The 25,343-nt window shown below is 64.5% G+C and carries 24 protein-coding genes; 13 read left to right on the top strand and 11 right to left on the bottom strand.

Translation table 11 applies throughout. From position 1 onward, the window contains the following. The first annotated feature begins 137 nt into the window (after window positions 1–137). From AC3ANU_RS07220 to AC3ANU_RS07210, 3 genes are all read left to right on the top strand, one after another. A complete protein-coding gene (locus AC3ANU_RS07220; protein WP_488315756.1) occupies window positions 138–674 on the top strand; it encodes a GAF domain-containing protein in 537 nt (178 codons plus the stop codon). Between the two features lie 8 nt (window positions 675–682). Continuing rightward, window positions 683–874 (top strand): ANTAR domain-containing protein, encoded by a 192-nt coding sequence (locus tag AC3ANU_RS07215; protein WP_488315755.1) that lies wholly within the window; start codon window positions 683–685, stop codon window positions 872–874. Window positions 875–964: 90 nt separating this feature from the next. Further along, window positions 965–1,381 (top strand): VOC family protein, encoded by a 417-nt coding sequence (locus AC3ANU_RS07210; protein WP_056392939.1) that lies wholly within the window; start codon window positions 965–967, stop codon window positions 1,379–1,381. Window positions 1,382–1,395: 14 nt separating this feature from the next. Here AC3ANU_RS07210 and AC3ANU_RS07205 read toward each other — a convergent pair whose 3' ends face one another. Then, on the bottom strand, window positions 1,396–2,847 hold the full coding sequence (locus AC3ANU_RS07205) for an FAD-dependent monooxygenase (RefSeq protein ID WP_488315754.1): 1,452 nt from the start codon (window positions 2,845–2,847) through the stop codon (window positions 1,396–1,398). A 195-nt stretch (window positions 2,848–3,042) separates the two neighbouring features. On the opposite strand from AC3ANU_RS07205, the gene AC3ANU_RS07200 reads away from it, so the two are divergent. Then, window positions 3,043–3,378: a YciI family protein gene (locus AC3ANU_RS07200; RefSeq protein WP_018768675.1), complete on the top strand. Its 336-nt coding sequence runs from the start codon at window positions 3,043–3,045 to the stop codon at window positions 3,376–3,378. Then, window positions 3,378–4,625 (top strand): RNA polymerase sigma factor, encoded by a 1,248-nt coding sequence (locus AC3ANU_RS07195; protein WP_488315753.1) that lies wholly within the window; start codon window positions 3,378–3,380, stop codon window positions 4,623–4,625. The genes AC3ANU_RS07200 and AC3ANU_RS07195 overlap by 1 nt, the downstream gene beginning before the upstream one ends. Window positions 4,626–4,902: 277 nt before the next feature. On the opposite strand, the gene AC3ANU_RS07190 is transcribed toward AC3ANU_RS07195, so the two are convergent. The 5 genes from AC3ANU_RS07190 to pdhA form a co-directional block, all read right to left on the bottom strand. After that, window positions 4,903–5,631, bottom strand: a complete 729-nt coding sequence (locus tag AC3ANU_RS07190; protein ID WP_018768677.1) for a glycoside hydrolase family 16 protein — start codon at window positions 5,629–5,631, stop codon at window positions 4,903–4,905. Window positions 5,632–6,597: 966 nt separating this feature from the next. After that, window positions 6,598–6,744: a lmo0937 family membrane protein gene (locus AC3ANU_RS07185; RefSeq protein ID WP_018768678.1), complete on the bottom strand. Its 147-nt coding sequence runs from the start codon at window positions 6,742–6,744 to the stop codon at window positions 6,598–6,600. 171 nt (window positions 6,745–6,915) lie between these two features. After that, window positions 6,916–8,409 (bottom strand): dihydrolipoamide acetyltransferase family protein, encoded by a 1,494-nt coding sequence (locus AC3ANU_RS07180; protein WP_488315752.1) that lies wholly within the window; start codon window positions 8,407–8,409, stop codon window positions 6,916–6,918. 2 nt (window positions 8,410–8,411) lie between these two features. Further along, window positions 8,412–9,539 carry an alpha-ketoacid dehydrogenase subunit beta gene (locus tag AC3ANU_RS07175; RefSeq protein ID WP_018768680.1) on the bottom strand — a complete coding sequence of 376 codons (1,128 nt, stop codon included), beginning with the start codon at window positions 9,537–9,539 and terminating at the stop codon, window positions 8,412–8,414. After that, the gene (gene pdhA / locus AC3ANU_RS07170) at window positions 9,536–10,762 is read right to left on the bottom strand and encodes a pyruvate dehydrogenase (acetyl-transferring) E1 component subunit alpha (protein WP_018768681.1); all 1,227 of its coding nucleotides are present in this window, start codon (window positions 10,760–10,762) and stop codon (window positions 9,536–9,538) included. The genes AC3ANU_RS07175 and pdhA overlap by 4 nt, the downstream gene beginning before the upstream one ends. A gap of 343 nt (window positions 10,763–11,105) precedes the next feature. Between pdhA and AC3ANU_RS07165 the strand changes: the two genes are divergently transcribed. The 6 genes from AC3ANU_RS07165 to AC3ANU_RS07140 all read left to right on the top strand — a co-directional run bounded on the left by AC3ANU_RS07165 (window position 11,106) and on the right by AC3ANU_RS07140 (window position 17,175). Further along, the gene (locus AC3ANU_RS07165) at window positions 11,106–11,333 is read left to right on the top strand and encodes a hypothetical protein (RefSeq protein ID WP_056392926.1); all 228 of its coding nucleotides are present in this window, start codon (window positions 11,106–11,108) and stop codon (window positions 11,331–11,333) included. Window positions 11,334–11,513: 180 nt separating this feature from the next. Next, complete coding sequence (locus AC3ANU_RS07160) at window positions 11,514–11,975, top strand: Lrp/AsnC family transcriptional regulator (protein ID WP_018768683.1); 462 nt, start codon at window positions 11,514–11,516, stop codon at window positions 11,973–11,975. A gap of 892 nt (window positions 11,976–12,867) precedes the next feature. Then, window positions 12,868–13,320, top strand: coding sequence for a hypothetical protein (locus AC3ANU_RS07155; RefSeq protein ID WP_488315751.1), 453 nt, complete (start codon window positions 12,868–12,870; stop codon window positions 13,318–13,320). Between the two features lie 78 nt (window positions 13,321–13,398). After that, complete coding sequence (locus tag AC3ANU_RS07150) at window positions 13,399–14,535, top strand: COG1470 family protein (protein WP_488315750.1); 1,137 nt, start codon at window positions 13,399–13,401, stop codon at window positions 14,533–14,535. A gap of 1 nt (window position 14,536) precedes the next feature. Next, window positions 14,537–15,034, top strand: coding sequence for a hypothetical protein (locus tag AC3ANU_RS07145; RefSeq protein ID WP_488315749.1), 498 nt, complete (start codon window positions 14,537–14,539; stop codon window positions 15,032–15,034). After that, the gene (locus AC3ANU_RS07140) at window positions 15,031–17,175 is read left to right on the top strand and encodes an Ig-like domain-containing protein (protein WP_488315748.1); all 2,145 of its coding nucleotides are present in this window, start codon (window positions 15,031–15,033) and stop codon (window positions 17,173–17,175) included. Before AC3ANU_RS07145 ends, AC3ANU_RS07140 begins: the two co-directional genes overlap by 4 nt. Window positions 17,176–17,284: 109 nt before the next feature. Here the strand turns inward: AC3ANU_RS07140 and AC3ANU_RS07135 are convergent, their stop codons facing one another. The 5 genes from AC3ANU_RS07135 to AC3ANU_RS07115 form a co-directional block, all read right to left on the bottom strand. Continuing rightward, entirely contained in the window at window positions 17,285–17,824 is a 540-nt protein-coding gene (locus AC3ANU_RS07135) for a hypothetical protein (protein ID WP_488315747.1), read from the bottom strand. 54 nt (window positions 17,825–17,878) lie between these two features. After that, complete coding sequence (locus AC3ANU_RS07130; protein ID WP_018768692.1) at window positions 17,879–18,091, bottom strand: hypothetical protein; 213 nt, start codon at window positions 18,089–18,091, stop codon at window positions 17,879–17,881. A gap of 517 nt (window positions 18,092–18,608) precedes the next feature. Next, a complete protein-coding gene (locus AC3ANU_RS07125; RefSeq protein WP_488315746.1) occupies window positions 18,609–19,958 on the bottom strand; it encodes an MFS transporter in 1,350 nt (449 codons plus the stop codon). Between the two features lie 224 nt (window positions 19,959–20,182). Beyond that, window positions 20,183–21,235, bottom strand: coding sequence for a S1C family serine protease (locus AC3ANU_RS07120; RefSeq protein WP_488315745.1), 1,053 nt, complete (start codon window positions 21,233–21,235; stop codon window positions 20,183–20,185). A gap of 73 nt (window positions 21,236–21,308) precedes the next feature. Continuing rightward, window positions 21,309–21,773 carry a hypothetical protein gene (locus AC3ANU_RS07115; protein WP_018768695.1) on the bottom strand — a complete coding sequence of 155 codons (465 nt, stop codon included), beginning with the start codon at window positions 21,771–21,773 and terminating at the stop codon, window positions 21,309–21,311. Window positions 21,774–22,208: 435 nt separating this feature from the next. Here AC3ANU_RS07115 and AC3ANU_RS07110 point away from each other — a divergent pair, with 435 nt between their 5' ends. Together AC3ANU_RS07110 and AC3ANU_RS07105 are read left to right on the top strand one after the other, a co-directional pair. Continuing rightward, window positions 22,209–24,314 (top strand): transglycosylase domain-containing protein, encoded by a 2,106-nt coding sequence (locus AC3ANU_RS07110; protein WP_051081330.1) that lies wholly within the window; start codon window positions 22,209–22,211, stop codon window positions 24,312–24,314. Between the two features lie 222 nt (window positions 24,315–24,536). Then, window positions 24,537–25,229, top strand: coding sequence for a phosphatase PAP2 family protein (locus AC3ANU_RS07105; RefSeq protein WP_235509848.1), 693 nt, complete (start codon window positions 24,537–24,539; stop codon window positions 25,227–25,229). Window positions 25,230–25,343: the final 114 nt, after the last annotated feature.

Below are 25,343 nucleotides of genomic sequence, written 5' to 3'. Positions count from 1 at the left end.
GCTGCTGGACCTAAAAACCACTAAGCAAGCATATATAACGTTTCCATAACTGCGCTGTGCGCGGGCTTGGAGAAGGCTGGTATCGGTGCGCTGATCCCGCCCTTGTGGCTGATTCCTGCTGCTTCTACATTGAAAAGATGGTGGACCAGGACATGGCGGACGACTTTGAAGGGATTGTGGATCTGATCGCCGGGACGGAGGACATCAAGTCGGTGCTGGATGGACTCACCGGCTTCGCGGCAGCCAGCATGACCAGCACTACCGGAGTGCCTATCGAATGCGCTGTCACCCTGCACCGGCGCAAGCGTACGGCCACCATCGGCGGCAGCAGCGGCAGGGCCGCGGTGCTTGACCGGATTGAACAAACGCTGGGAGACGGGCCCTGCGTGGAAGCGTTGGAAAGCGGAGTTCCCGTCCTGTTGGGAGACGTTTCGTCCGACCTGCGGTGGCCGGAATACCGGAGCGCCCTTTCTGCCGCGGGGGTTGCCAGTGCCCTTGGCATCCCCATGAAGATGGATGACGACGCCGGGGCAGTCCTGGATTTCTTTGCCCCCTCCACGGGTGCTTCACTGAGCAGGCGGTGTCTGATGGGCTCCGGTTCGCCGAAATGGCGGGAAAGGCCCTGCGGCTCGCAGTCCGGATCGTGGCTGCGGAACAGCGGGCCGAGCACTTGAAGTCGGCCATGGACACCAGGACCGCCATCGACCTGGCCTGCGGCATCATTATGGCCCAGAACAACTGCAGCAGGGATGCCGCCTTCGGCCTTCTCAGCAACGCCTCCAGCACCCGGAACCAAAAGCTCAACGAACTCGCCGAAACGCTGGTGGACCGGTTCTCGGGCCCTGGAACAGCTGAGGCCCACTTCGACGACTGAGGCTTCACCCGACCCCTTCCCGCTTGGGGAGGGCCCTGTTAGCATGACGCGTGCCGACAACGAAGTCCCGCTCACAAAAGGAGTCCCCGTATGCCCACCCGGCTCAATCCCTATCTGAGCTTTCGAAACAATGCCCGTGAAGCCATGGAATTCTACAAAGACGTCTTTGGCGGTGAACTGAACATCGGCACGTTCGCGGAATTCCAGGCCAGCCAGGATCCCTCCGAAGACCAGTTGGTCATGCACGCACAACTCGATACCCCAACGGGGCTGACCCTGATGGCGTCGGACACTCCGCAGCGGATGGACTACACGCCCGGAAACACGTTCAGCATCTCCCTCAGCGGCGGTGACGACGCGGAACTCAGGGGCTACTGGGAGAAGTTGTCCGACGGCGGCACGGTGACAATGCCGTTGAACACAGCCATCTGGGGTGACACCTTTGGCATGTGCACCGACAAATTCGGTGTCCAGTGGCTGGTGAACATCGCCGGGCCGAAGCAGTAACCTGCGCTGAGAGGTCAGCCGCCGGCCCTGCCGCACCAGGTGTCCAGGGCCTCGGCAAGCCCGTCTGCTGAGCCCTCACCCACCCAGGCGACGTACCCGTCCGGCCGCACCAGGACTGCGGCGGGCGCACCTACAGCACCCAGCACGGGAAGCAGCCAGCCGCCGTCGTACGTGGCCGGAACATGCCGCACCCTGCCGTTGGAAAGGCCCGCACCCAACTCCTGCCCGCTGAAGTCCAGCAGCAGGGGCCGCGCCTGGTGCAGCAGTTCGAAGACCCGGATGGGACCTTCGGCAGTGGTGACTTCCAGGTCCGGCATCCGGCGACCCAGGAGCGGATGGCCGGCGCCCAGGTCGTAGGCCACGTCGAGCCCTGTCACAAGCGCCGCGATGGGAACCCCGGCCCCCTCCACGCGGAGCACCTCGCCCAGCAGGTCGCGCAGCGCCTCCTGCCGGGGGTCTGATTTTTGGAAAAGCGACTGCGCCATGGTGTACTTCAGCGCCCGCTCCCCCGCCTGGTGGCGCTCCGCGTGGTAGGTGTCCAGCAGTTCCTCGCCGGTGAGGCCCCGCACCACCTGCCCCAGCTTCCACCCAAGGTTGACCGCGTCCTGCACGCCGAGGCCAATACCGAGCCCGCCTGTCGGTGAGTGGACATGCGCCGCGTCGCCGGCCAGCAGCACCCGGCCCTTCCGGTAGGTCTCCGCCTGGCGGGTGGCGTCGGTGAACCGTGACAGCCAGGTGGGACTGTGCACGCCGAAGTCGGTGCCGAACACGTCGGTCAGCGCCTGCCGCAGGTCCGCCAGGGTGGGCTCGGTGGTTGGACCGAGCACAGCCTCGGTCACCACCACGCGGACCGTGCCGTCCCCCATCGGGTAGAGGCCGTGGATGCCGCGGGCGTCCACCTTTCCCTGCTGGACAGGCTCCCCCGCCACCTTCACCTCGGCAATCAGGCTGCTCCGGGTTGCGTCCGGGCCCGCCATCGTGATGCCCGCCGAACGCCGCACCGTGCTGCGGCCCCCGTCGGTGCCCACCACATACCGGGCCCGCAGCGATCCGCCCGCGCCAAGCTGAACGTCCACGCCGCCGTCGTCCGCCTCCACGCTGGTGACCTCTACACCGCGCCGGACCTGCACGCCCAGCTCCTCCACCCACTCAAGCAGCAGCCGCTCAATGTGGTTCTGGAACAGCGCCAGCGTGTATGGATGCCGGGTGGGCAGCCCGCCCAGGTCCAGCGGGGTGTTGCCGAACGTGGCCGCGTTAATCGTTTTGCCCTCGGCAAGGAACCTGTCCACGATGCCGCGCTGGTCCAGCAGTTCAAGGGTGCGGGAATGGATTCCGCCCCCGCGGGAGCCCGCCAACTCCTGGGACTCCCGCCGTTCAAGGACAACGGCGTCCACCCCCGCCAGCCGCAGCTCGCCCGCCAGCATCAACCCCGTGGGCCCACTCCCCACAATCACCACGTCATGCATGCCGTCCCCCTCAATCCACGAATAGTCGACCGCCAGTATGCGGCACCCCCGGGGCCTTGCGGCAAGGCCCCCGCGGAGGGGTACCTTGGAAATGGAAGGGGATTCCCGCGCTGCTGTCGATTTTCGCTTCCGGTGCGCGTCGTATGGGTAGGGGCTCCACTGAAGGGCTCCGGCCAACAGCGAAGGGAGCACGACATGTCCAAGTATTTGATCCTGATTTTCCAGGATGAGGCGGTAGCGCGGCAGGCCGAAGGCGAGTCGATCAGCGCCAGCTACCAGGAGTTCATGCAGCGGCGCGGTTCCAACCTGATCAACGGGGCCGCCCTGCAGCCATCCTCGACCGTGACGTCCGTCCGGCGTGATGGGTCGGGCGGCTTCCTGGTCTCGGATGGTCCGTTCGCGGAGTCGAAGGAAACCCTGGGCGGCTATTACCTGGTGGAGGCAGCCGACCTGGATGAAGCCCTCGAAATCGCCAAGGAGGTACCCGCCGGGGTTGGAGTCGAGGTCTGGCCCGTTCGGGTGGTCAGCTGATGCCGCACGCCGCCAGCTCCGAGGTCGCCGCGGCGGTGGCCGACGCCCACCGGCGCGAATGGGGGTTCGTGCTGGCGGCCACGGTGCGTGTTGCCGGGGATATCGACGCCGCCGAAGAGGCGGTCCAGGACGCGTATGCCAGTGCTTTGTCCACGTGGGGCGTGAACGGAATCCCCAGGAATCCCGGGGCCTGGCTTACGGTTACGGCACGACGGCGGGCCCTGGACATGCGGCGCCGCGTGGCCACCCTCCAGCGGGCCCTGCCCAAGCTGCTGGAACCTGAGGAGTATGGCGACGACGCGCCGGACGCTGATGACATCCCGGACGACCGGCTCCGGTTGATTTTCACCTGCTGCCATCCCGCCCTGGCGCTCGAAGCCCAGGTGGCGCTGACGCTGCGGCTGCTGTGCGGACTGTCCACCGCCGATGTGGCGCGCGCGTTCCTGGTCCCGGAAGCCACCATGGCGGCACGGATCACCCGCGCGAAAAAGAAGATTGCCGCCGCCGGCATCCCCTACCGGGTACCGCCGGTGTCTGAGCTGCACGAACGCGTGGACGGCGTGCTGTCGGTGGTGTACCTGGTGTACACGACGGGGCACACCTCCCCGTCAGGTTCGGACCTGATGCGCCGCGACCTTGCCGAACGCGGTTTGGAGCTGGCCAGGACACTGCGGGTCCTGCTACCCGCTGACCCCGATGTTGCCGGCCTGCTGGCCCTGGTCCTGCTTACGGACGCCCGCAGGGACGCCCGGGTAGACAAGCACGACGACCAGGTTCTGCTCGAGGACCAGGACCGGTCGAAATGGGACCGGCGTGCCATCGCGGAAGGTGTTGGGCTGTTGCGGGAGGCCTTGGTTTCGCGGCCTCCGGGCAGGTTCGCCCTGATGGCCGCGATTGCCGCTGTGCACGATGAAAGCGGATCCTGGTCGGACACCGACTGGCAGGAGATCCTGGTCCTGTATGACCTGCTGATGGAAAGGTGGCCGTCCCCGGTGGTCCAGCTCAACAGGGCCATCGCGCTGGGCTTCGCCGTGGGTTATGCGGAAGGCCTGGCGGAGCTGGATGCGCTCGGTGCCGAGCCGCAGCTCGCCCGGTACCCGTATCTTGCCGCGGCGCGGGCCGACTTCCTGGCCCGGCTTGGGCACCCGGAGGAGGCGCGGGTGGCGTTCCAGGAAGCCCTGATCCTCACCGGCAATGAGGCGGAGCGGCGTGGCCTCCGGGCCCGCCTGGGTCAACTCGTGGAGTAGCCATCGCCGGTTCCTGTCCTGTTCCGGGCAAAGGGAAAGCCCCTCCTAGGAGGGGCTTTCAACGTAGTGGTCATTTGTCTGTAGGTAACGGTCAGTGGTGATGCACTCCCCCTTCCCGGACGCCCCCGGCGCCCATCCGGACTATGACCCAACCCACTTTAATAACATGTGGCCAGTGCGTAAAGACCCTTGTGCCGAAAAACTTGAAAGGAACGACGACGGCGCGGGGCCGCCGTCGTGCCATGGCTGGTTGGGTCAGTCCAAGCCTTCGCCGTGGCTAGGACTTAGCCCAGATGGACACCCAGTCGACCAGGACGTGGCCGCTGGTCTCGGGCAGCGGGCATTTTGGCGAGCAGGACTCGGTCTGCAGGATGTAGTGCATGGGTGTGTTCAGTCCGAACGACCTGGACACGCCGATCGAATTTCCATCAAGGAAGAATTCGATGCCGTCGGCACGCCACTCAGTAGTAGCGATATGCCAGTCCCCGTACGGTACTTCCGGACGTAGGGCGTCCCAACGGTGCACGCCGTTCTCCACGCCGTGTACGGCTGCGTAGATGAGCTTTGACAGGTCTCCCTCGGGAAAATCGATCTCGCCATCCTCGGGCCATCGCTTGCTGTCCGGCCACAGCAGCCATGCCAGTTTGAATCCCGGCAGGACATCGGCCTTGAAGCGGACCGAATAGCGCCCGTACACCAAGCTGTTGTACGGCCGCTGGCTGGCCCCATCCAGTTTCGGTGACGGAGCAGCACCCATTGCCACACCGTTTTCAGAATGCAGGTAGAAGTCCAGGACGCCATCGTGGACACTCAGGACCTTCGACGGGAAATACCCGGATGTCCGTTCGCCCTTGTTTTGCTGCTGGGCGGCTGTGTCCGGCGTGCCGTCCGCGTAGTTGGCGCTCCAGCGCGTGCCGTAGACGGGGCCCGGGAATCCGCCAGTGCCAACGTCTCCTTCGGCGAAGTCCTCAACAAAAACCTGCCTCCAGCCAGGCAGGTCTCCCACTGGCACGGACAGGGAGGCTGCAGAAGGGTCTGAGGGTCGATCGAGGACAAGGGGCGGTACCGAACCAGGCGAGGGCTCCTCTGTTGGTGGCTGTGCTGACTCAGAGGCCGCGGAAGGGACGTCCGTCGCCGCCTGCGCAGAATCGGAGACCGTGCTCTCCGGTTCGGCTCCCTGGGGCGGCGATGAACCTGGAGCACGCCTGAGGTCGCCGCATGCCACAGCTGATAAAAGCGTCATAACCAAGACGAGGACGACGCAAGTCCATGCACGATGCTGAATCCTCTTCAAGAGTTTCGCTCCTCCCAGAAGACCTTGGACGGGAGCCTGGTCCCCCTAGTCAATTCAGCCTACGGACAAGCCGCGCATTCGGTCACGAGTAGTGGGTACTCATATTTCCGTTCAGGGCCTTGAGGGGGCTACGCGTTAGGTTGATTACGGGGAGGACCGTCAGCCCAATGGGGATACCGTGCGCCAGTATGAGGTTGCGCCGGTTTCCTTTTGGTGCGCGTTACGGGAAAAAAGCCCTGTCCCTGACTCGGCCATAGGCGGCGGAATACGGACAATTTCGAGTTCAAATATATCGAGCAGACACCTGCTTCCGGTCAATGTGTCCAGAATCCAAACCCGCCCGTATTCCGGGTCTGTGTCCGTCACCGGGCCCCGATGAATCAACGTGTTCTGGTAGAAAGCTTCGATCGCATCGCCGGAAACGAGCTCACTGCAGGATCCAACGACATGGAGGTCAAGACTTGTCACGACTCATCCTTTTCTCTTGGCTTACAGATCCCCCTGTCTCATATCCTTCCTGCGCAAGCTGACTGCCGGGTGTCTACAGGATGATGATTCCCTGACATTTTGGGTGCGGGGCACCGCACGAGCCCGCGCAAAGGCCCGGCCCTGGATCGCGGGTGCTAGCCGAGTACCGGGACCGGGCCTTTGTGTGACGGACGGGCCTTTGCAGGAATGTCAGGCGCGGGTCCTGCCACGCAGGAAATGGAAGATCAGGACCACCACGGCGACAACCAGAAGTATGTGGATCAGTCCCCCGCCGATATTGGCGAGCAGGCCCAGAAGCCAGAGGACCGCGATGATAATGGCTATCCAAAGCAACATCAGAATCTCCTTGGTTCGTTTCCAGATGGCACATATATACCCCGCCAGGGGCGGCCCCTGGAAAGGCCCACAAAGGTTTACCGCGTGGTGCCTCTTACCCTAATTCAGATTTCCATTAGGGAAAATGGCGCCACGAATTGCACCAAGAATTCGTCCCTCAAACAGCGGCCACTAGATGTCGGCCAGCAGCGACGTGGGGTTTTCGATGGCATCTGCCACGAAGCGGAGGAAGCCGCCGGCGGTGCCGCCGTCACAGACGCGGTGGTCGAAGGTCAGCGTGAGTTCGGTGACCTTGCGGACCGCCAGCTCACCGTTGACCACCCACGGCTTGTCGATGATCCGGCCGACGCCGAGGATGGCCACCTCCGGATGGTTGATGATCGCCGCGGACCCGTCCACACCGAACACGCCGTAGTTGTTCAGGGTGAACGTGCCGCTGCCCAGCTCGGTGGGGGTCGCCTTCCCGTCGCGGGCCACTTGGGTGAGGCGGCGGATCTCGCCGTCGAGCTCCCTGGCGCTGAGCTTCTCGGCGCCGCGGACGGACGGGACCACCAGGCCCCGGTCGGTCTGCGCCGCGAAGCCCAGGTTGACGCCGTCGAACGCGACAATCTCCTGCGACCCGTCCTCCGCGGCTTCGATCCGGGTGTTCAGCTCCGGGTACTTTTTCAGCCCTGCGATGACGAAACGGGCGATGAATGCCAGCAGGCCAGGAGCCTCGGCGCCGTTGGCCTTAAGTCCCTCGCGGAGCTCCAGCAATGCGGTGGCGTCCACGTCCACCCATACGGTTGCTTCCGGGATCTCGGACCGGCTGCGGGCCATGTTGGCGGCCACGGCCTTGCGGACCCCACGGACCGGGGTGCGGGCGGCAATGCCAAGCCCGGTGCGGGCGTCCACGCCGTTGGCCGGGGTGGCTTCCCGGGGCGCCGTGGCCGGTCGCGTTTCGGCGGGCTTGGCCTCCTCGGGCTTGGCTGCGGGGGCTTCCACCGGTGCAGTGGTCCGCAGCGCAGCCTCAACGTCGCGCCGCATGATCAGGCCGCTGTCGCCGGAGCCTGAGATGTCCCCGAGATCGACGCCGTGCTCCCGGGCCATGCGCCGGACCAGCGGCGAGATCACCGCGCCGAGCTTGCCGGGGACGCGGGTGCGCAGGAGGGTGAGGTCGTCCTCGGTGGGCTTCGGTTCAGCCGGCTCAGCGAGGGCGACGGCGGTCTTCCGGGCACGGGTGCGCCGGGCAACACCGTGTCCGCCGGGAGTCCCATAACCGATCAGCACATTGCCGGATCCGGCCTTCTCTTCTTCCCGGTAGGTTTCGGCTGCCGCATTGGCCGGCTTGGGCTCGGCAAGCTCGGTCTCTGTGGGCTGTACTTCCGGCTGGGCCGGCGAAGGGGCGGGGGCGGCATCGTCCGCGGCCCCGGCAGCAGCACCAACAGGCGTCACCGTAATCAGCGGCTTCCCCACGTCCAGGGTCTCGCCCGGCTGGCCGTGCAGTTCGGTGACGATCCCGGCATACGGGGACGGTACCTCCACGGCGGACTTGGCGGTCTCCACCTCGGCAATCGGCTGGTCGACGGCGATCTCGTCGCCCACGGCAACGTGCCAGGAGACGAGTTCAGCTTCGGTAAGGCCCTCGCCGAGGTCGGGCAGCAAAAACACACGTGGTTCGCTCATGGTCAGTTCTCCCACTGAAGGTCGTCAACGGCGTCGAGGATGCGGTCCACGCCGGGCAGGTAGTACTTCTCGAGTTTGGGTGCCGGGTAGGGGACGTCGAATCCGGTAACGCGGCGGATGGGGGCGGCCAGGTAGTGGAAGCAGCGTTCCTGGACCCGGGCCACGATCTCGGAGGACACGGACGCGAAGCCGTGCGCCTCGGCGATCACCACGGCCCGGCCGGTCTTGCGGACGGACGCGCACACGGTGTCGTCGTCGAACGGGACGATGGTCCGCACGTCGATGACCTCCAGCGAGCGGCCTTCCAACGCGGCCGCTTCGGCGGCGGCGAGCGCGGTGGGGACGGACGGGCCATAGGCAATCAGCGTGGCGTCCGTGCCGGGACGTGCGACGGCGGCACGGCCTTCGGAGGTGCGTCCCGCCGTCGTGCCTTCCGCGGAAGCACCTTCCTCGTGAAGGCGGCGGAGCTCGGCAAGGTCCACGGAGTCCTTGGTCCAGTACATCTTCTTGGGCTCCATAAAGACGACGGGGTCGTCGGAGTCGATGGCTTCGCGCAGCATCCGGTAGCCGTCGGCCACCGTGGCGGGGGTGTACACCTTCAGGCCGGCGGTGTGGGCGTAATAGGACTCGGAGGAGTCGCAGTGGTGCTCCACGCCCCCGATGCCGCCGCCGTAGGGGATGCGGATCACCATGGGCAGCTTCACGGCCCCCTTGGTGCGGTTGTGCATCTTGGCCACGTGGCTGACGATCTGCTCGAACGCAGGGTAGGCGAACGCATCGAACTGCATCTCGATGACAGGGCGCATCCCGTTGATGGCCATCCCCACGGCCATGCCCACGATGCCGGACTCGGCCAGCGGGGTGTCGAAGCAGCGCTGCTCGCCGAACGTGGCGGTGAGGCCGTCGGTGATGCGGAAGACCCCGCCCAGCATGCCCACGTCCTCGCCGAACACCAGGACGGAGGAGTCGGCGTGCATGGCGTCCGCCAGGGCGGTGTTGAGGGCCTTGGCCATGGTGACGGGCTGGGGACCCGCGGCTTCGGCGGACGCGGCGGCCGAGGCTGCGGCCCGGGCGGTGGCGGCACTGACGTTGCCGTTGGCTTCGGACGAGGTTGTTATGGTGGGGCTCACTTGCCGGCCTCCTGTGAATCAGTAGCTGCTGCGTCGCGGGCCAGCTCGTCGGCGAGCATGGCGGACTGTTCCTTCAACTGCGGCGTCTGCCGGGCGAAGACGTGGCGGAACAGTTCCTGCGGGTCCACCTGCACGTCCTCGCTCAAGCCCTCGCGCAGCTGGGCGGCAACCGCTTCAGCGTGGGAAGCGATGCGTGCTTCGGCGTCGTCATCCAGCAGCCCCCGGTCCGTCAGGTACGTCCGCATCCGGTTGACGGGATCCTTGGCCCGCCACTCCGCAACCTCGCTGTTTTCCCGGTAGCGGGTGTCGTCGTCGGCGTTGGTGTGGGCCTGCATGCGGTAGGTGTTGGCTTCCACCAGGAGCGGTCCGGAGCCTTCGCGGGCGAGTTTCACGGCGCGGTCCAGGACGGCGAGGAGGGCCACCACGTCATTGCCGTCCACGCGTTCGCCGGCCATGCCGTAGCCCACGGCCTTGTGCGCCAGCGACGGCGCCACGGACTGGTGCGCCAGGGGCACCGAGATGGCGTACTTGTTGTTCTGGACGAAGAAGACCACCGGCAGGTGGAAGACGGCGGCGAAGTTGAGGGCTTCGTGGAAGTCGCCTTCGCTGGTGGCACCGTCACCGCACATGGCCAGCACCACGGTGTCCTCGCCGCGGAGCTTGGCGGCGTGCGCCACGCCCACGGCATGCAGCAACTGGGTGGTCAGCGGCGTGCACTGGATGCCCACCTTGTATTTGAGGGGGTCGTAGCCGCCGTGCCAGTCGCCGCGGAAGATGGTCATCACCTGTACCGGGTCCACGCCGCGGGTCATCACGGCCACGGCGTCGCGGTAGGTGGGGAACATCCAGTCACGCTCGGACAGGCAGAGGGCGGCGGCCACCTGGCAGGCTTCCTGGCCGTGGCTGGAGGGGTAGACGGCCATGCGGCCCTGCCGGACCAGGGCGGAGTTCTGGTCGTTGACGCGGCGTCCGACGACGAGGCGTTCGTACGCTGCCAGCAGTTCGTCATCGCCGGGTACAGGGTATTCGTGGCCGGGCTGGGTGCCCTGCTCGCTGTCCGGGATGAGCCGGCCGTCCGGATCCACCATCTGGATCTGGTGCCGGGCGGGGAGCATGTAGTCCTCCACCGTGATGCCGAACTTCTTCACAGCTTCCGTGAGCGCATCGTCTGCGGGCTCGGTGCTGGCGGTGTCCGGCGCGGTGTGGTCTGCGGAGATCGTCATTGGTCCGTCCTTCGGTAGCCACTATTCCCTCCCAGTATTGTCCCGGGCGAGGTTTCGTATCCAGCACCTGCGCAAATCGTGGAGAAGCTGCCCTGAAGTGCCGGGTTTGGAAGACGATTTGTAACTGTGACGTGGATTACCGACCGGAGCCGTGGACAAAATGCCGGGCAGGGAAACTGCACCTGCTTCCATCCGGGCGCGAAAGCCTGGCGGCCAACGGAAAGAAGTGCATTGACCCCTGTCTCCCGAAGGCCCACACTCGGATGATGCGGGTACGCACCGTCCCGGGACATCCGGGACTGCGGCATTTTCCTAACAGCAGTGACAGGCGGGGGCGTTAGCTATGGAAATAGCCAAATTGTGGGACAGGCTCGACCCGGACACGCGGCAATGGCTGGTTGATAATCCCGGCTGCAAGATCCTTCCGCGCACCGTCGCGGCGGCCATCATGAAGAGCACCGGAGTCGAATTCGAACAGGACCGGCATGGCGAAACCGTGCTCTCCCCCGGCGACTGCGACTTCATCCGCGGCGCAGCGGAGGGGACCGGGACCCGCCACCACGGGTCCTGATCCACACCCCGGACGGCCAGGGAAAGGCCGACCGGTCGAGCATCATTCGTTCCAGCGGCGTTCCTGCTGCCGGTTTTGTATTCCCGCGCGCTCCGGCCACGGAGACTCTCCTCAAATCTGCCTACTATGGAAGACGATTTGTATTCGTGAGGTGGAGTACCGACGGGAGCCGAGTGCACAATGGCGGGCAAGGATGTGGCGGCCGAGGTTCCGCTGGATGAGATCGACCGGCGCATCATCAGCGAACTCACCCGGGACGGCCGTATGTCCGTCACGCAGGTGGCGGAAAACGTGCACATTTCCCGGGCGCATGCCTATTCCCGCATTGCCCGGCTGACCGGTGACGGCGTGCTCACCCGGTTCACCGCGCTGGTGGATCCCATCAAGGCAGGGTTGAAGTCCTCCGCCTACGTGACGCTGAAGCTGAAGCAGGATTCGTGGCGGGAACTCCGCGACCAGTTGGGCGCCATCCCGGAGGTGCACCACATCGCGCTGGTGGGCGGCGACTTCGACGTGATCCTGCTGGTCCGGGCTGTGGACAACATCGACCTGCGCCGCGTCATCTTCGACCAGCTGCAGACCATGCCCGGAGTGCTGGACACGCAGACGTTCCTGGTGTTCGAGGACGTGGATACGCGGTAAGCCGGCCTTCCTCGCTGCCGCGCACCGAAATCAAGCGGCCAATATTGAGCCGACCTTGATGAATTCTTGACCGGATCCGGGGACGTCCTTGAGGCGTTCCCTCCAAAGTGATGCGTGAAGGACGGGAGCGCATCGCTGATGCACCTGGGTACTGGGTCCCAGTCAACCCGCGCCTGCGTCGGATAACACCGACGGTCTCAGAAGCCTGGCGGCGCTAAGCAAGGGCGCCGCCAGGCATCCAACTCAACTTTCCACACAAGACCAGGGGCCTGCGGCGGAGGCACGGATCAGCGTCGATCCGAAAAAGCCGCCGGCCCCCGCACCCCAAGTGGGACATACGACGGCGGGACGCGGCCGCCGTCGTACGCTCGCGTCCCTGCGTTGATTGACGCGCATATTCGCCCACGACGCGCACATTCCCTTTCGCCGCCCACATTCGAGCCGCGCCACGGAATATGCGCGTCGAAAATCACGAAGCGCGTCGAAGTTCACTTCCTGCGGCGCACCACCAGCACGATGTACAGGGCAACAGCCACCGCCACCAACGCGCCGATGCTGACTCCTGCGCTGGGACCGTCAAGCATGCCGGAACTCCTCTCCAGCGAGACATCGTTACTGACGCCAACAGCATACGTCCGTCCGTCGTCGTCGCCCCGCCGGCTGCGGACAGCGGACTGGGGGCATTGGCACCCGCTTTGACTTTGGCCACCCGAGTAGGGGCGCACGAATCCCAGTAGTGGAATTCACACTCCCCTGAAAATTCGAGTACCGGTACGTGTTGTTGGGCAGAGCGCCAGCCGAAAACATTGGGTCATCGATCCACCGAAAGGCACCAGGATGGGGCCGCTCATGGGGGAACGGGTTCTCAATCACATTCACAAGGAGTCTTTCCATGCGCCCAATGACCAAGAAGAACAAGATCGCCGCTGTTGCCGCATCCGCCGCCCTGGTGGCTGTTGGCGGGGGTGCCGCCTACGCCTACTGGAGCACCACGGGCTCCGGCACCGGCGGAGCCACGGCGGCGTCCACTACCCAGCCGGTCTCAATCACCGTGACGGTGGAACAGGGCGTCGCCCCGGGCACCCCCAAGAGCATCACCTACACGGCCACCAACCCGAACACCAGCAGCACCCCGGTGACACTGGTCAACCCACAGGTCTCAACCAGCGACGCAAAGTGCCTGCCGGGTTGGTTCCTGGCCACAGTCCCGGCCGGCCCCACCACAGTCCTCGCCGGCGCAACCACCGGCCTTGGCACCGGAACGCTGACGCTCAGCGATCTCCCTGACACGGACCAAAACGCCTGCAAGGGCGCCATGATCACTGTGACCGTCGGCAGCAACTAACAAACGAGCGGGCCGGGGACGGGTGAAAACCCCGTCCCCGGTTCGTCGTCAACCGCACCAAAGTGGAAGGGGCACGGGGTGCACAACAAAGACGGGCAACCGCGGCATCGCCTGCGGCAGGCCATCAAGGTGGCGCTGATCGGGCTTGCGGTGATGCTGGCCAGCGCGGGGGCGCTGTTCGCCGCAACGCAAAGCACCAAAGCGGGCATCACGGTCCAGGTCTCGCCCGCCAGCCAGTCGGTCCAGCAGGGGCAGTCCGCGGCGTACACGGTGACGGTGACGTCCACCGGGGGCTTCAGCGGTGCGGTCAACCTGACCACCGCGGGACTGCCGGCCGGAGCAACAGGTGCCTTCACGCCGTCGTCCGTCCCCCTCAGCTCAGGCACCACGTCAACTTCCACCCTGAACGTCAGCACGGGAGCCACCACCCCGGCGGGCACCAGCTCGTTGACCATCACCGGCACCAGCAACAAGGTCTCCGGCAGCGTCACCGCCGGCCTCACCGTGAACTACAAGATCTCCTCCGGCCTGACAGTCGCCGCCTCCCCTGATTCCCTCACCGTCCCGCCCGGTTCCACCGCGGTGTACACCCTGCAGATCACCCGGAACAATCTGTCCGGGCCGGTCACCTTCAGCGTCCTGGGCGGACTGCCCTCCGGCGCCGCCGCAACGTTCTCGCCCAATCCGGTGACCGGCACCTCCACCACCCTGCAGGTGGCAACAACGGCCGCTTCACCGAACGGCAGCTACAGCCTCTACCTCATGGGCACGGGCAAGGATGCCGCCGGGAAGGCCCAGTACGCCTACGCCAACGTGCAGCTGGTCCTGGACTCCACCATCAAGCAGTTCGTCCTCTCCGGAAACGTCCCCGGCACCCTGTCCCCCGGCACGTCGGCCGGCCTGGACCTGCAAATCAGCAACCCCAACAACAAGGCGCTCTCGCTGACCAACATGTCCGTGGCGGTGGCAGGCGTCACTCGCAGCGCGGACGCCGTGGCCAGGAACCTTTCCTGCACCGCAGCGGACTTCGTGGTCACGCAGTACAGCGGCCCCTACCCGGTCTCCGTTCCGGCGGGCAGCAGCTCCCTTTCCGGGCTCCGTTTGGCACCGTCGGTGTGGCCCAGGGTGGGAATGCTGGACACCTCCGCCAACCAGGACGGCTGCAAGGGTGCCTCGCTCCAGCTCAGCTACTCAGGATCAGGACAGGGGAACTGAGATGACCGCCAACCCAACCACCCGCCGTCGTGCGGTCAGGGCAGCGGCCCTCGCCGGACTCCTGGCCGCTGCCGGCGCCGGAACCGCCTACGCGTACTGGGGCACCGCGGGCACCGGCACCGGGTCCGCAGCCGCGGCCACCATGCAGGCCGTCACCGTGGACGCGCTCGTCGCCGGGGACAACCCGAAGTCGACGCTTGTTCCCGGCGGCACTGCCGACGTCGTCCTCCGCCTTACCAACCCCAACCCCTACGCCGTGCAGGTCTACAGCGTCACGGCCAACGGGGCCGCCACCGCGGACGCGGCACACCCCGGCTGCACCACCACCGGAGTCAGCTTCGTGGGGAGCGCGGCGCCACTGTCCCCGGCCACCTTCGTTCCGGCCAACTCGTCCACCCTGCTCACCCTTCCAGGATCGGCCGCCATGGATACCACCTCTCTCGCAGCCTGCCAGGGCGCCACCTTCCGCCTTCCCGTCACGGCGGAGGTGCGCAAATGAGCCTCGCCATCCGTGCTTTGTTCGGCCGCCCGTCGCACCGGGTGCCCTGGATCATCACCGCGCTCCTGCTCCTGCTGGGCACGGGTACCGCGGCCTATGCCTTCTGGGCCTCCACCACCAGCAGCAACAACGCGGCCGCCGCTGCCGACACGCTCTCCGCGGGGTCCAAGCCCGCCGTCACCGCCAACGGTGCCTCGCTCAGCGTCAGCTGGGCGGCCGGCATCACGGTCAACGGCCGGGCGGCCACCGGGTACACCGTCACCAGGTACGCGGCGGCCACGGGCGGCACCGGAACACCGGCAACAGGTGGTTGCGCGGGGACCGTCACCACGCTCACCTGCACCGAACAGAATGTCCCGGGCGGCATCTGGTACTACACGGTCACCCCCACCATCGCGCTGTGGACGGGTTCGGAAAGCCCGCGCAGCACCGGCGTCAGCAGTGACTCCACCGCCCCGGTGGCCTCGGTGTCCGGCATTTCGCCCACCCCCAACGCCGCCGGCTGGAACAGCACCAGCCCGGTCACCGTGACCATCACCGCCGACGACGGGACGGCTGGATCCGGCGTCGCCTCCATTACTTACGCGGTCGACGGCGGCGCCAAGCAGACTGTGGGCGGCAGCGTCACCAGCATCCCGGTGAGCGGCGACGGAACGCACACGGTCTCCTACTTCGCCACCGACAACGCCGGCAATGCCGGCACGGCGCAGAGCCAGACGGTGCGGATCGACACCCAGGCGCCTGCCGCGCCGGGGCTCAGCGTGCCCGGCTTTGTGAACTCCGCCAACGTTGCCGCCGTACCCGTCACCGGAACGGCGGAGGCGGGGGCCAAGATCACCCTTACTGCCAGCGATACCGGTTCCGGCGCCCCACATTCGGTGACGGTTACGGCTACCGCATCGGGAACCGGAAGCTGGTCCGCCTCCTTGGATTTGAGCACCTTCAAGCAGGGAACGGTCAACTACAGCGCCATGGCCGCGGACGCCGCCGGGAACACGGGAGCGGCAACTGCGGCTTCGAACACCAAGGACACCGTGGCACCTGCCGCGCCCTCGGCGCTGAGTGTCCCGGCCTTCGTGAACATTGCCAACGCCTCGGCGGTGCCGGTCTCGGGGACCGCCGAGGCCGGCGGAACGGTCACCGTCACGGCCGCTGACGCCGGTTCGGCCCATACTGTGACGGGGACGGCAACAGCATCGGGGACGGGCAGCTGGTCCATGACCATGAACCTGGCCACTCTGAACGACGGAACGCTCACCTACGCCGCCACCGTGAAGGATGCGGCTGGAAATACCAGCACGGCCGCTACTGCTACGGATATCAAAGACACCCAGGCGCCGGTTCTCAGCATTAGCGCACCGATGTACGTGAACAGCGTCACGGCAGGCGGTGTGACCGTCAGCGGAACCACCGAGGCCGGCACAGCTGTCAGCGTGACTGTCCGGGATTCTGTTCTCAATGGCGTAACCAAGGCGGCTGCTGTCTCGGGTTCCTCCTGGTCCGCGACGTTGGACCTATCCGGACTCAAGGACGGCGCCCTTACCTACACGGCATCAGGTACTGACGCCGCTGGCAACAGCAGCACAGCCTCAGCGTCTGGGACTACCAGCAAGGAGACCGTGCCGCCGACGGTTACGGGCATGACGTTGGCCAACGGGGGCACCCCCGGCACGGCCGATGCTGGCGATACAGTTACCATCCAGTACTCGGAGATTATGGATGCCACGAAGTTCTGCTCCTCCTGGAGCAATATCGGACTACAGACGCTCAGTGCCAACAACGACGTCACCGTCACGTTCAACCACACGACTACTAGCAACTCGATGACAGTGACCAGCAAGACATGCACATTGAACGTCGGCACCATTTCGCTTGGAGCCAACGCGAACTACGCTACAACCACTGCGCCGGTGGTATTCGTGGGCGCCAACGGCAGCGTGAGCACCGTAAGTTGGAATCCAGCCACGAGTTCTCTGACGGTCAGGCTGGGTGACACCAAGAACAACACAGGGGCCCAGGGGAGCAATATCGGTACGAATGTACCTTCCTACACCCCGGCGTCTAGCCTTACCGATATTGCCGGTAACCCATTCACGACACCCATCACACCGTTCAACAATTCTCCGGCGTCAAGATTCTGATACCACGGGGTGCAGTAACGGCTTCCCAGCGATTAGTCGCGGGGAGCCGTTGCCAGTTCTGTTCCCGCCACGATGCAGGGCCGTTCAGGAGTCCGGACCGCGGGAATAATCAAGACTGCGATGGACGCCGGCGGCGGCTGTACAAGCCCGCCACAACGTAGGCGGCAACGAGCACCATCAGGCTGGCCAGCCATCCTGCCGTCAGTACAAGTTGCGTTCTCTTGTCGGCGTTTTCAAACGGGGTAAGGGATTGCCCTGCAACAACCACTTTGCCGGCGGCCTGCCGGGCGACGACGGCCATCCGCAGGCCAGGTTCCGGCTGCCAGGTGACAACATCAGTTCCAGCGGACCGTGTGGTGTCCAGGACGCCGACCGGCAGGTTCGGCACTTCCCCATGCAGAGTCACTGTTGTGAAAACTGCCTTGTTGTCCTCCCCGTAGATGATCATGAACGGCCCGCTGTCACTCGTTAGTTCGAGGCGCGGCCCCGTCGCGGGATCTGATCCGATCTGCTGGACCTGTGCTGCCACCGCAGCCGCCGGCGCTGTATTGACTGCCTGGCGGCCACTTTGCTGCAGCGTCAGATACACGGCCGCGAAAACGAGCGTGATGATGACAGCGGCGGCCAGCCAGCCTGCAATTCTCTGCATGCGACAATCATGCGCCCCGCTGCGGGCTGGTGCATCTGCACCCGCAGCCGCTGCCTACTTCTGCTCGGGTATCCAGAACGGGGCATTCACCCCCGCTCCTGTGAGGTTGTCGCAGCGGACCAGCTGGGTGCCGATGCGCTCCAGCGGGCAATCCACGTAGGTGTTAAGGACTTCCTCGTCATAGCCCGCGGTGGCCGGGGCTGGCCCTGCGGAGAGGAAGAGTGCCGGAAAAACGGCAGCGATGACCGGGACAGTGCGCTTGTGCAACGGGGGGCTCCTTGGATTCGGCAAGGGAGATTGACGGGCGGCCGGCCCTGGACGAGGGCCAGCGCAACTGGGTCCCCAGCCGATTCCCCAAAATGCGAATCCTGCCAGCTCAGGACTCTCCGGCAGGACCAAAGTACATGAACCGCCCGGGCAGCCATAAGGGTCCCGGGCACCCCTTATGCAGCACGGCCTACCCAATCATGACTCCCGCAATCCCGGGAACGGGCGCGGGGTGGGCCTACGCAACGAAAGGAAAATCCCCTCCTCCTGGAGGCTTATCCCCCAACACCCACCCCTCCGGAACCCTCTCCGGCCCTTAGTTGTTCGCGTGGATATGCGGACTCCCCTCCCCCACAAACCCACAATCCGTTGCACTGGCGCAACTGATGCGGGGGTGGGTCATGTCTCGGAATGGCCCACCCTCACCGCTGAGTTACCGTGCCGAGCGCCTACCAGTGACGAGGCTGCGACCGGCATCCCGCTACCGGCGCAGTTGCCCGTGCTGCAAGGGCGCCCGTCAGGATGTTTTCTTCCTGGTTGCTTCTGCCTCTGCCCCGCCGGAGAGGGCACCCTGCAGCCGGGCACCGGACAGCGGCCTGTCACCGCTTCGCCGCAATGTCAGCATCACCAGGCCTGCAGCCAGGAGGCAACATGCCAGGAAGATGGACGTGGCCAGGAAACTGCCGTGCGTCACATCCTGCAGGAAACCACCAACGTAGGGTCCAACGAATCCGCCGAGGTTTCCTACCGCATTGATCAGTCCCATAGCGGTGCCGGCGACGGCCACCGGCATGGCCCGGGACGCTGAAGCCCAGAATGGACCGTCGTAGGCCAAGGCCCCGGCGACGGCGATGCTAATGAGGGTAACCGCAAGGAACGGCATATTGTCTCCGGTTGCTACCGAGACCACCAGCGCAACAGCACCGACTGCCATCGACAGCAGCACGTGAGTGGAGTAGCGGCCGGAACGGTCGGCCGCTTTGGCGTTGTACCAGAGGCCGACCATCGCCAGCACGTACGGAACTGCGGTGATGAGCCCCACCTCCATAGACGATCCGGAGGTAATTGTCTTGATCACGTGCGGCAGCCAGATGTTGATGCCATAGAAGCCAATCTGGATGAGGAAGTACACCAAGGTCAGTCGCCACACAACCGTGTTGGACATAACGTGGCGCAGGCCCAGTTTCTCCTGCTGAGGATGTTCCCTTGCATCCGCAGCAAGCCCATTCTCGATGTACTCACGCTCCTGGACCGAGCACCATGCCGCCTCGCGCGGATGGTCAGCGATCAGGGCCCACCACAGGGGTGCGGCGATGACGAAGGGGAAGATGCCCTCGATGATGAACAGCCACCGCCAGTCCGAGAAGGAGAGAATCCAGCCGGAGAGGGGGGCCGTAATGATGGAGGCGATGGCGATGTTCATCATCCAGAATGCGTAGGCTCGTGCCCGCTCAGCGGCCGGGAACCAGTGGCTGATCAGGACAAGGATCGCAGGCCAGATTCCGGCCTCGGCGACACCCAGGAAAAAGCGCACCACCAGCAGTTGCGTGAAATCTTGGATGAATCCGGAAAGAACGGCCAGTACGCCCCAGATGAGCACCATGATTCCGACGAACTTCTTCGCGCTCCAGTGCTCGGCGAGGTGGCCGCCTGGAATTTGCAGGACGAGATAGCCGATGAAGAAGATGCCTGCAGCCAGGCCCTGCTGGGCGGCGTCGATGCCCAGGTCCTGATGGAGTCCGTTCAGGGCGAACCCGATATTGGTCCTGTCCATAAACGAAATGATGTAGACGACAATGGCGACGGGAATCAACCGCTTCCACCGGGCATTGCCCACTGCCGTTGCTGATTTGACGTTCTGTGCCATTTGAAATGCTCCTTCGCGATATGGCTGATCAGACCGCCCCCCCAGTAAAGCTACTGCTCTCCCGCGGACCTCGTCGGGGTTCGCTTTCCGCCAAGCGGCGGAACGAGCGGGACTTGTTCGGATAGAGCCGACCTGACGTTGCAGGCTTTTACGCCTTGAGTTGGCGATCCTTACCCGAGCAGCATTTTCTTATTTTTACGCAACTATTGCGTTAACGCAATAAGTCATTTAGCCAGGTCGCCAAGGGTGACGTGCAGGTTCTGGGATGCTGAGCCGCGCTGCACGATGACGTCCACCTGCTGCCCGGGGTCCTGTTTCCTGAGGGCCACCAGCAGGTCCGTCACGTTTCCAATGTCTGCCTGGGCGAACTTGGTGATGATGTCTCCTGCCTTCATGCCGGCTTGTTCCGCTGGGCTTCCTTGCGAAACGCTCACGATCAGCGCCCCCGCCGTCGTGGGCAGGGAGAACCGTTGGGCGAGTTGCGGCGTGATGTCGGTGGGGACCACACCGAGGGCGGCGTGTTTGACCGATCCGCTGGCCAACAGCTGGTCTGCAACGTCGGTGACAGTGGAGGATGGCGTAACGAACCCGATGGCTACGGCTCCGGTGCTGGGTGGAAGGTAAGCCTCGGAAAGACCGATTACCTGTCCGCCGGCATTCGCCACCGCACCGCCGGAATTACCGGGGGAAATCGGCGCATCGGTCTGCAGCAGGTCGATGGCGCCGTGGGGTGATTCCTTCGACGGCGGCATGTTCCGGTGCAGGCTCGAGACAATTCCGGCAGTGACGGTTTCCTCCAACCCCAGCGGGCTTCCGATGACAACGGTCATCGAACCCACCTCCGGATCTGTTGCAGCAAATTTTGCGGCCGGAAGGCCGGTGCGGTCGACCTTGAGGACAGCAAGGTCCGTGACGTCGTCAACGCCAACTATTGTGCATTGGGACTGAGAGCCATCAGCGAACTGGACCTCAACGTTCTTAAAGGGCTGTTTTTGCTGGTCCTCCACGACATGGGCGTCTGTGACAATGGATCCATTGCCGTCGTAGATGACACCGCTGCCAAGGCCGACAGCAGTCCTGATGGTGACCACGGATGGTTCGACCTCCCTGACCACGCCGGGAACCGCGGCCAGGCCGCCGCCGCCCGACAGGCTTGCCTTGGATGCGTCCGGTGATGCAGTGGAGGAACCGGGCCCCGGTGCCGGGTTTCCCGTACAGCCCGTCAGCGTCAGCGCCGCTGCGGTCATTCCAGCCGCCGCGTAGAGTCTTAACCTCATTGGATACCTCCTCTTTGAGAGATCGCCCGGGAGGGGCGGTCGCCTGTCTTGCCCAGCAGGGCTGCTGCCAGCGTCAAGGGCTGGGCGAAGGAACATAAGGCTGGTACTGGTCAAAAGTCCCGTCCTGAATGGGGACGTTGATTCTGGTTTCCTGCCCCTTCACGCTTACTGTCAGGTCAGTGCGCGCCCCGGGAGCCTCCGCGGCACTGTTGAGAATGAGGGGCGTCTGGTCAAACTCCTTGTTCCCGCTTGCCGGGATCCTGACCTGGACTTGCTCGTCGGAGTCGGCCAGGACCATCTCAATATCAGCAGCCGTGGTGTTGATGATCGTTCCCAACACGCGTGCGGGTTCATTTTGCCCTGATGTCACAAGCAGAACGCTTCGCAACTCCAGCCCGGCAAAGTTCAAGTCGGAACCGAGCGCAATGGGATCGCGGTCCCCTTCGGAAGGGTTGTAGCAGCCGGTAGCCAGAAGGGCCGAGATCACCAGGACGGGCAGGAGGCGGAAAAACCGTATGGTGCCGTGGGCGGGTTTCATGGATGTTCCTTTCCCTGGCGTTGAGATGCTGCCGGCTGGTCAAAACAGAAGCCTGCATGAGATCTGCAGGTGACAATGCGGCGGAGATGGCGCAGGTCGCCTGGCAGCCCAGTACAGCTTTTCCCCTGCCCCACCGTGGTTAGCTTTAGGGCTTCATCCGTGGGCTTCCCCGATATATCCCCTCCCTCAGTGTGGCGCAGCACTTGCGCCAACGCAATCACTATCCACTTAGCAAGTTCCACTTTTCTGAATTGTTGCCCTCCTGTTACCGGATTCAGCCCTGTCGATGCAGATTCGGGACATAGCATTGTTTGCACATTGGCAATCATTCCGAGACAAGCGGCACTAGACCCAGGAGGGGTTGTTTCCAGGCACCCCTGTCCATGCGACGCCTTGATCGAAGTGCAGTGACGACACGACAAGGAATTCTCCTGCATGCTCCTTAGAGACAAACTGTGGCGAAAGGCTGCCGCCTTCATGGCTGCCTGCGTCATCGGCGGCTTCCTGGTCACCGGGCTCCTGGTCCCCGCGGCGGCGTTGGGCTCATCCCTGGCCGCTACATCCACCAAGCTTTTCGAGCAGCTGCCCTCAGTGCTGGATCTGAACCCCCCGGCCCGGAACTCGGAGGTGCTGGCTAAAGATGGGTCGGTCATCGCCACGTTCTATTCGCAGAATCGCGTGCCGGTGGAACTGGAGCAGGTATCACCGTTTATGCGCGACGGGATCGTGGCCATCGAGGACTCCCGTTTCTATGAGCACGGCGGCATCGATCCAGCGGGCATTCTCCGGGCCCTCTACGTGGACACCTTGGGCGGCCGGCAGGGCGCATCGACCATCACCCAGCAGTACGTCAAGAACGTGCTCATCCAGGCGCTGATCTCCAGCGGCAGGGCGGACGAGGTCAAGTCCAGCGCGGCCAGGACCATCGGCGACAAACTTCGGGAGATGAAACTCGCCGTCAGCCTCGAGGACAAGTACTCCAAGGACCAGATCCTTCAGGGCTACCTGAACCTGGTGTATTTCGGCAACGGAGCCTACGGCATCCAGTCGGCAGCCAAAGAGTATTTCGGCGTCGCCGCAAGCGACCTCAGCCTTACCCAAGCCGCCGCCCTGGCAGGAGTGGTCAACAGGCCCCTGTACTACGATCCGATCACCGAACCAGGCCATGTGGTGGCCCGGCGCAATGAAGTTCTGGACCAAATGCTCCAACAGGGTTACATCTCCACGGTCCAGCACGACAAGGCTGCCGCCGCGCCCCTCGCCTTGAACGTCCAGCCAACCGTCCAAGGATGCGCCGCGGCGACTTCTCCATACTTCTGCGACTACGTCCAACGTTTGATCCTCAACGACCCCGCCTTCGGGGCCGACGAGACGGCCCGGCGCAGACTTTTGTACCAGGGTGGGCTGTCCATCCACACCACTCTGGACCCGGACCTGCAAAAAGTGGCCCAGGGACAGGTCAATGCCTCGCTTCCCCCGGCGGATCCCCTGCAGCGCGGGGCCGCCCTTGTCAGCGTCCAGCCCCGGACGGGCAAGATCCTTGCCATGGCCCAAAACACCATATACAACCCGGCGCCTGGGCCCGGACACTACACGGGCAACTTCGCCCTCCCAGAAACGGACAGCCGCGGTAAGCCGCTCCATGGTGCCGGCGGCTTCCAGATCGGTTCCACGATGAAACCATTCGTCTTTGCTGAATGGCTCAATTCCGGCCGGTCCATGGCTGTCCGGCTGGACGGCTCGGTCCGCACCTACAAGGCCGGCTTCCCATGGAAAAACAGCTGCGGCACGACGGCCGGGTCCTACGATCCCGCCCTCGGCCAGACACCCCTGCCCAACGACGACCCCTACCACTACTACCGGATGAGTGTCCTGGAAGGCCTGTACCACTCCATCAACACCATCACGTTCCAGTCAGCAACGCAGCTGGATTTCTGCAACATCCAGAAGATGGCCACAGCGGCGGGCATCAAGGACGGCCACACCAACAAGCCCTACGACCTCTCCAGTATCGCCAACCTGATCGGCACCCAGGATGTCGCGCCGCTGGACATGGCTACCGCTTACGCAACTTTCGCGGCCGGAGGAATCCGCTGCAGACCCGTCGCCTTGGAGACGGTCACCGGACCCGGCGGACACCACTACCCGGTGCCAGCCGCGGACTGCACCCAGACCATCGACCCGGACGTCGCTGCCGGCGTCACGTACGCCCTGAAGCCAGTACTGACCAAAGGATCGGGCTACAACATTCCCGTGAACAAGGAACAGGACATCTTCGCCAAAACCGGCACCACCGACGGACACACCCAGACATGGACCGTTGGCGCCACCACAGGCATCGCCACCGCCTCATGGTTCGGAAGCTACAAAGGATTCGGGCCGGAATGGGCAAATGAGCACATCACCATCAACGGAAAGTACTACGCCGGTCTGGACGGAGCAAACATCGCCGGCACCCAGTGGGCCCACCTCATGAACGCCGCGGCCCCAAAATACCCAGGCGGCCCTTTTCCCTCGCCACCACCATCAATGCTCCGCTGACGGGGGCGGGCCAGCCCCGTATTCGATTGCGCAATTACAATTATTGCGCTATCGTTCATTGATACTCGGTGAAGCAACGGTGGCTTTTTCACGAGCTTCACTTCCCAAACCGCGAAAGTTCCCCAACGACGAGGAACCAGTCCAGCAGGAGGAATGGGTGCCGCCGTGGCAAGCGATGACGACGATGTCCGCCCTGATGTAAAAGAGTCGCAGTCTCAATCCTTGGCTTTTCGCTTAGGCGACGGATTCATTGTTCCCCCAGGCCGGTTCCTCGTCCTGAGCGCAGTGTCACTTGCGCTGGCCCTGGCCGGCGCCGCTTCCTTTTTGCTGACGCTGGGGGAAGTGCTTCACGGCAATGGCGTCACAGCGGCCGACGGTCCCATGACCGAGTGGTTCGTGAATCACCGGACCAGTGCTGCCACCATGGTTCTGGCGGGACTCGCCATTGTGTTCGGCCCGGTCGCCCTTCCGCTGATAACACTGCTCGCCACCACGGCCTGGGCCCTTTTGACCCGCCGCCTTTGGCGCCCCTTGCTGCTCGCCGGGTCGATGCTCACGGGGGTCATCATTACGGAGGTCATCGCCCACGCCGTGGGACGTTCCCGTCCCCCAGCGGCACTGATGATGCTGGGCGCCGATGCCACTTCATCGTTTCCTTCCGGGCACGTCGTCGGTGCCTCAAACTTTCTGCTGATCGGCGCATACCTGCTCTATTCCCGCTCCTCCCGCACGGTTTCCGTGATCGTTGCCTTCAGCGCTGCAGCCGGAGGCCTGACACTGGAAGCAGCAAGCCGCGTTTACCTCGGCTATCACTGGTTTACAGATACGCTCGCGTCCGCCTCCATCTCCGTGGTTCTCCTCGCGGTCGTGATCATGCTGGATATCAACCGCGGCGGCCATGCGGCAGAACAATGAGTGCGAAAGCCGACTGGCTGCCCGGCTGCTGAGCGGGCTCGATGGACGTTAGCGCTTGCTTCCCCCACACTGTTGCGTCATCGCAAATAAAGCGAGACACTGGCCAGGACAACC

This window comes from Arthrobacter sp. SDR-2R (assembly GCF_057747955.1).
This window is presented reverse-complemented; position numbering and strand designations above follow the sequence as displayed.

What these genes read in the sequence shown, in the direction of transcription:
- AC3ANU_RS07220 (WP_488315756.1), top strand. Translation starts at nt 138, where the DNA reads ATGGTGGACCAGGACATGGCGGACGACTTTGAAGGGATTGTGGATCTG.
- AC3ANU_RS07215 (WP_488315755.1), top strand. Translation starts at nt 683, where the DNA reads ATGGACACCAGGACCGCCATCGACCTGGCCTGCGGCATCATTATGGCC.
- AC3ANU_RS07210 (WP_056392939.1), top strand. Translation starts at nt 965, where the DNA reads ATGCCCACCCGGCTCAATCCCTATCTGAGCTTTCGAAACAATGCCCGT.
- AC3ANU_RS07205 (WP_488315754.1), bottom strand. Translation starts at nt 2,847, where the DNA reads ATGCATGACGTGGTGATTGTGGGGAGTGGGCCCACGGGGTTGATGCTG.
- AC3ANU_RS07200 (WP_018768675.1), top strand. Translation starts at nt 3,043, where the DNA reads ATGTCCAAGTATTTGATCCTGATTTTCCAGGATGAGGCGGTAGCGCGG.
- AC3ANU_RS07195 (WP_488315753.1), top strand. Translation starts at nt 3,378, where the DNA reads ATGCCGCACGCCGCCAGCTCCGAGGTCGCCGCGGCGGTGGCCGACGCC.
- AC3ANU_RS07185 (WP_018768678.1), bottom strand. Translation starts at nt 6,744, where the DNA reads ATGTTGCTTTGGATAGCCATTATCATCGCGGTCCTCTGGCTTCTGGGC.
- AC3ANU_RS07180 (WP_488315752.1), bottom strand. Translation starts at nt 8,409, where the DNA reads ATGAGCGAACCACGTGTGTTTTTGCTGCCCGACCTCGGCGAGGGCCTT.
- pdhA (WP_018768681.1), bottom strand. Translation starts at nt 10,762, where the DNA reads ATGACGATCTCCGCAGACCACACCGCGCCGGACACCGCCAGCACCGAG.
- AC3ANU_RS07165 (WP_056392926.1), top strand. Translation starts at nt 11,106, where the DNA reads ATGGAAATAGCCAAATTGTGGGACAGGCTCGACCCGGACACGCGGCAA.
- AC3ANU_RS07160 (WP_018768683.1), top strand. Translation starts at nt 11,514, where the DNA reads ATGGCGGGCAAGGATGTGGCGGCCGAGGTTCCGCTGGATGAGATCGAC.
- AC3ANU_RS07155 (WP_488315751.1), top strand. Translation starts at nt 12,868, where the DNA reads ATGCGCCCAATGACCAAGAAGAACAAGATCGCCGCTGTTGCCGCATCC.
- AC3ANU_RS07145 (WP_488315749.1), top strand. Translation starts at nt 14,537, where the DNA reads ATGACCGCCAACCCAACCACCCGCCGTCGTGCGGTCAGGGCAGCGGCC.
- AC3ANU_RS07140 (WP_488315748.1), top strand. Translation starts at nt 15,031, where the DNA reads ATGAGCCTCGCCATCCGTGCTTTGTTCGGCCGCCCGTCGCACCGGGTG.
- AC3ANU_RS07135 (WP_488315747.1), bottom strand. Translation starts at nt 17,824, where the DNA reads ATGCAGAGAATTGCAGGCTGGCTGGCCGCCGCTGTCATCATCACGCTC.
- AC3ANU_RS07125 (WP_488315746.1), bottom strand. Translation starts at nt 19,958, where the DNA reads ATGGCACAGAACGTCAAATCAGCAACGGCAGTGGGCAATGCCCGGTGG.
- AC3ANU_RS07120 (WP_488315745.1), bottom strand. Translation starts at nt 21,235, where the DNA reads ATGAGGTTAAGACTCTACGCGGCGGCTGGAATGACCGCAGCGGCGCTG.
- AC3ANU_RS07115 (WP_018768695.1), bottom strand. Translation starts at nt 21,773, where the DNA reads ATGAAACCCGCCCACGGCACCATACGGTTTTTCCGCCTCCTGCCCGTC.
- AC3ANU_RS07110 (WP_051081330.1), top strand. Translation starts at nt 22,209, where the DNA reads ATGCTCCTTAGAGACAAACTGTGGCGAAAGGCTGCCGCCTTCATGGCT.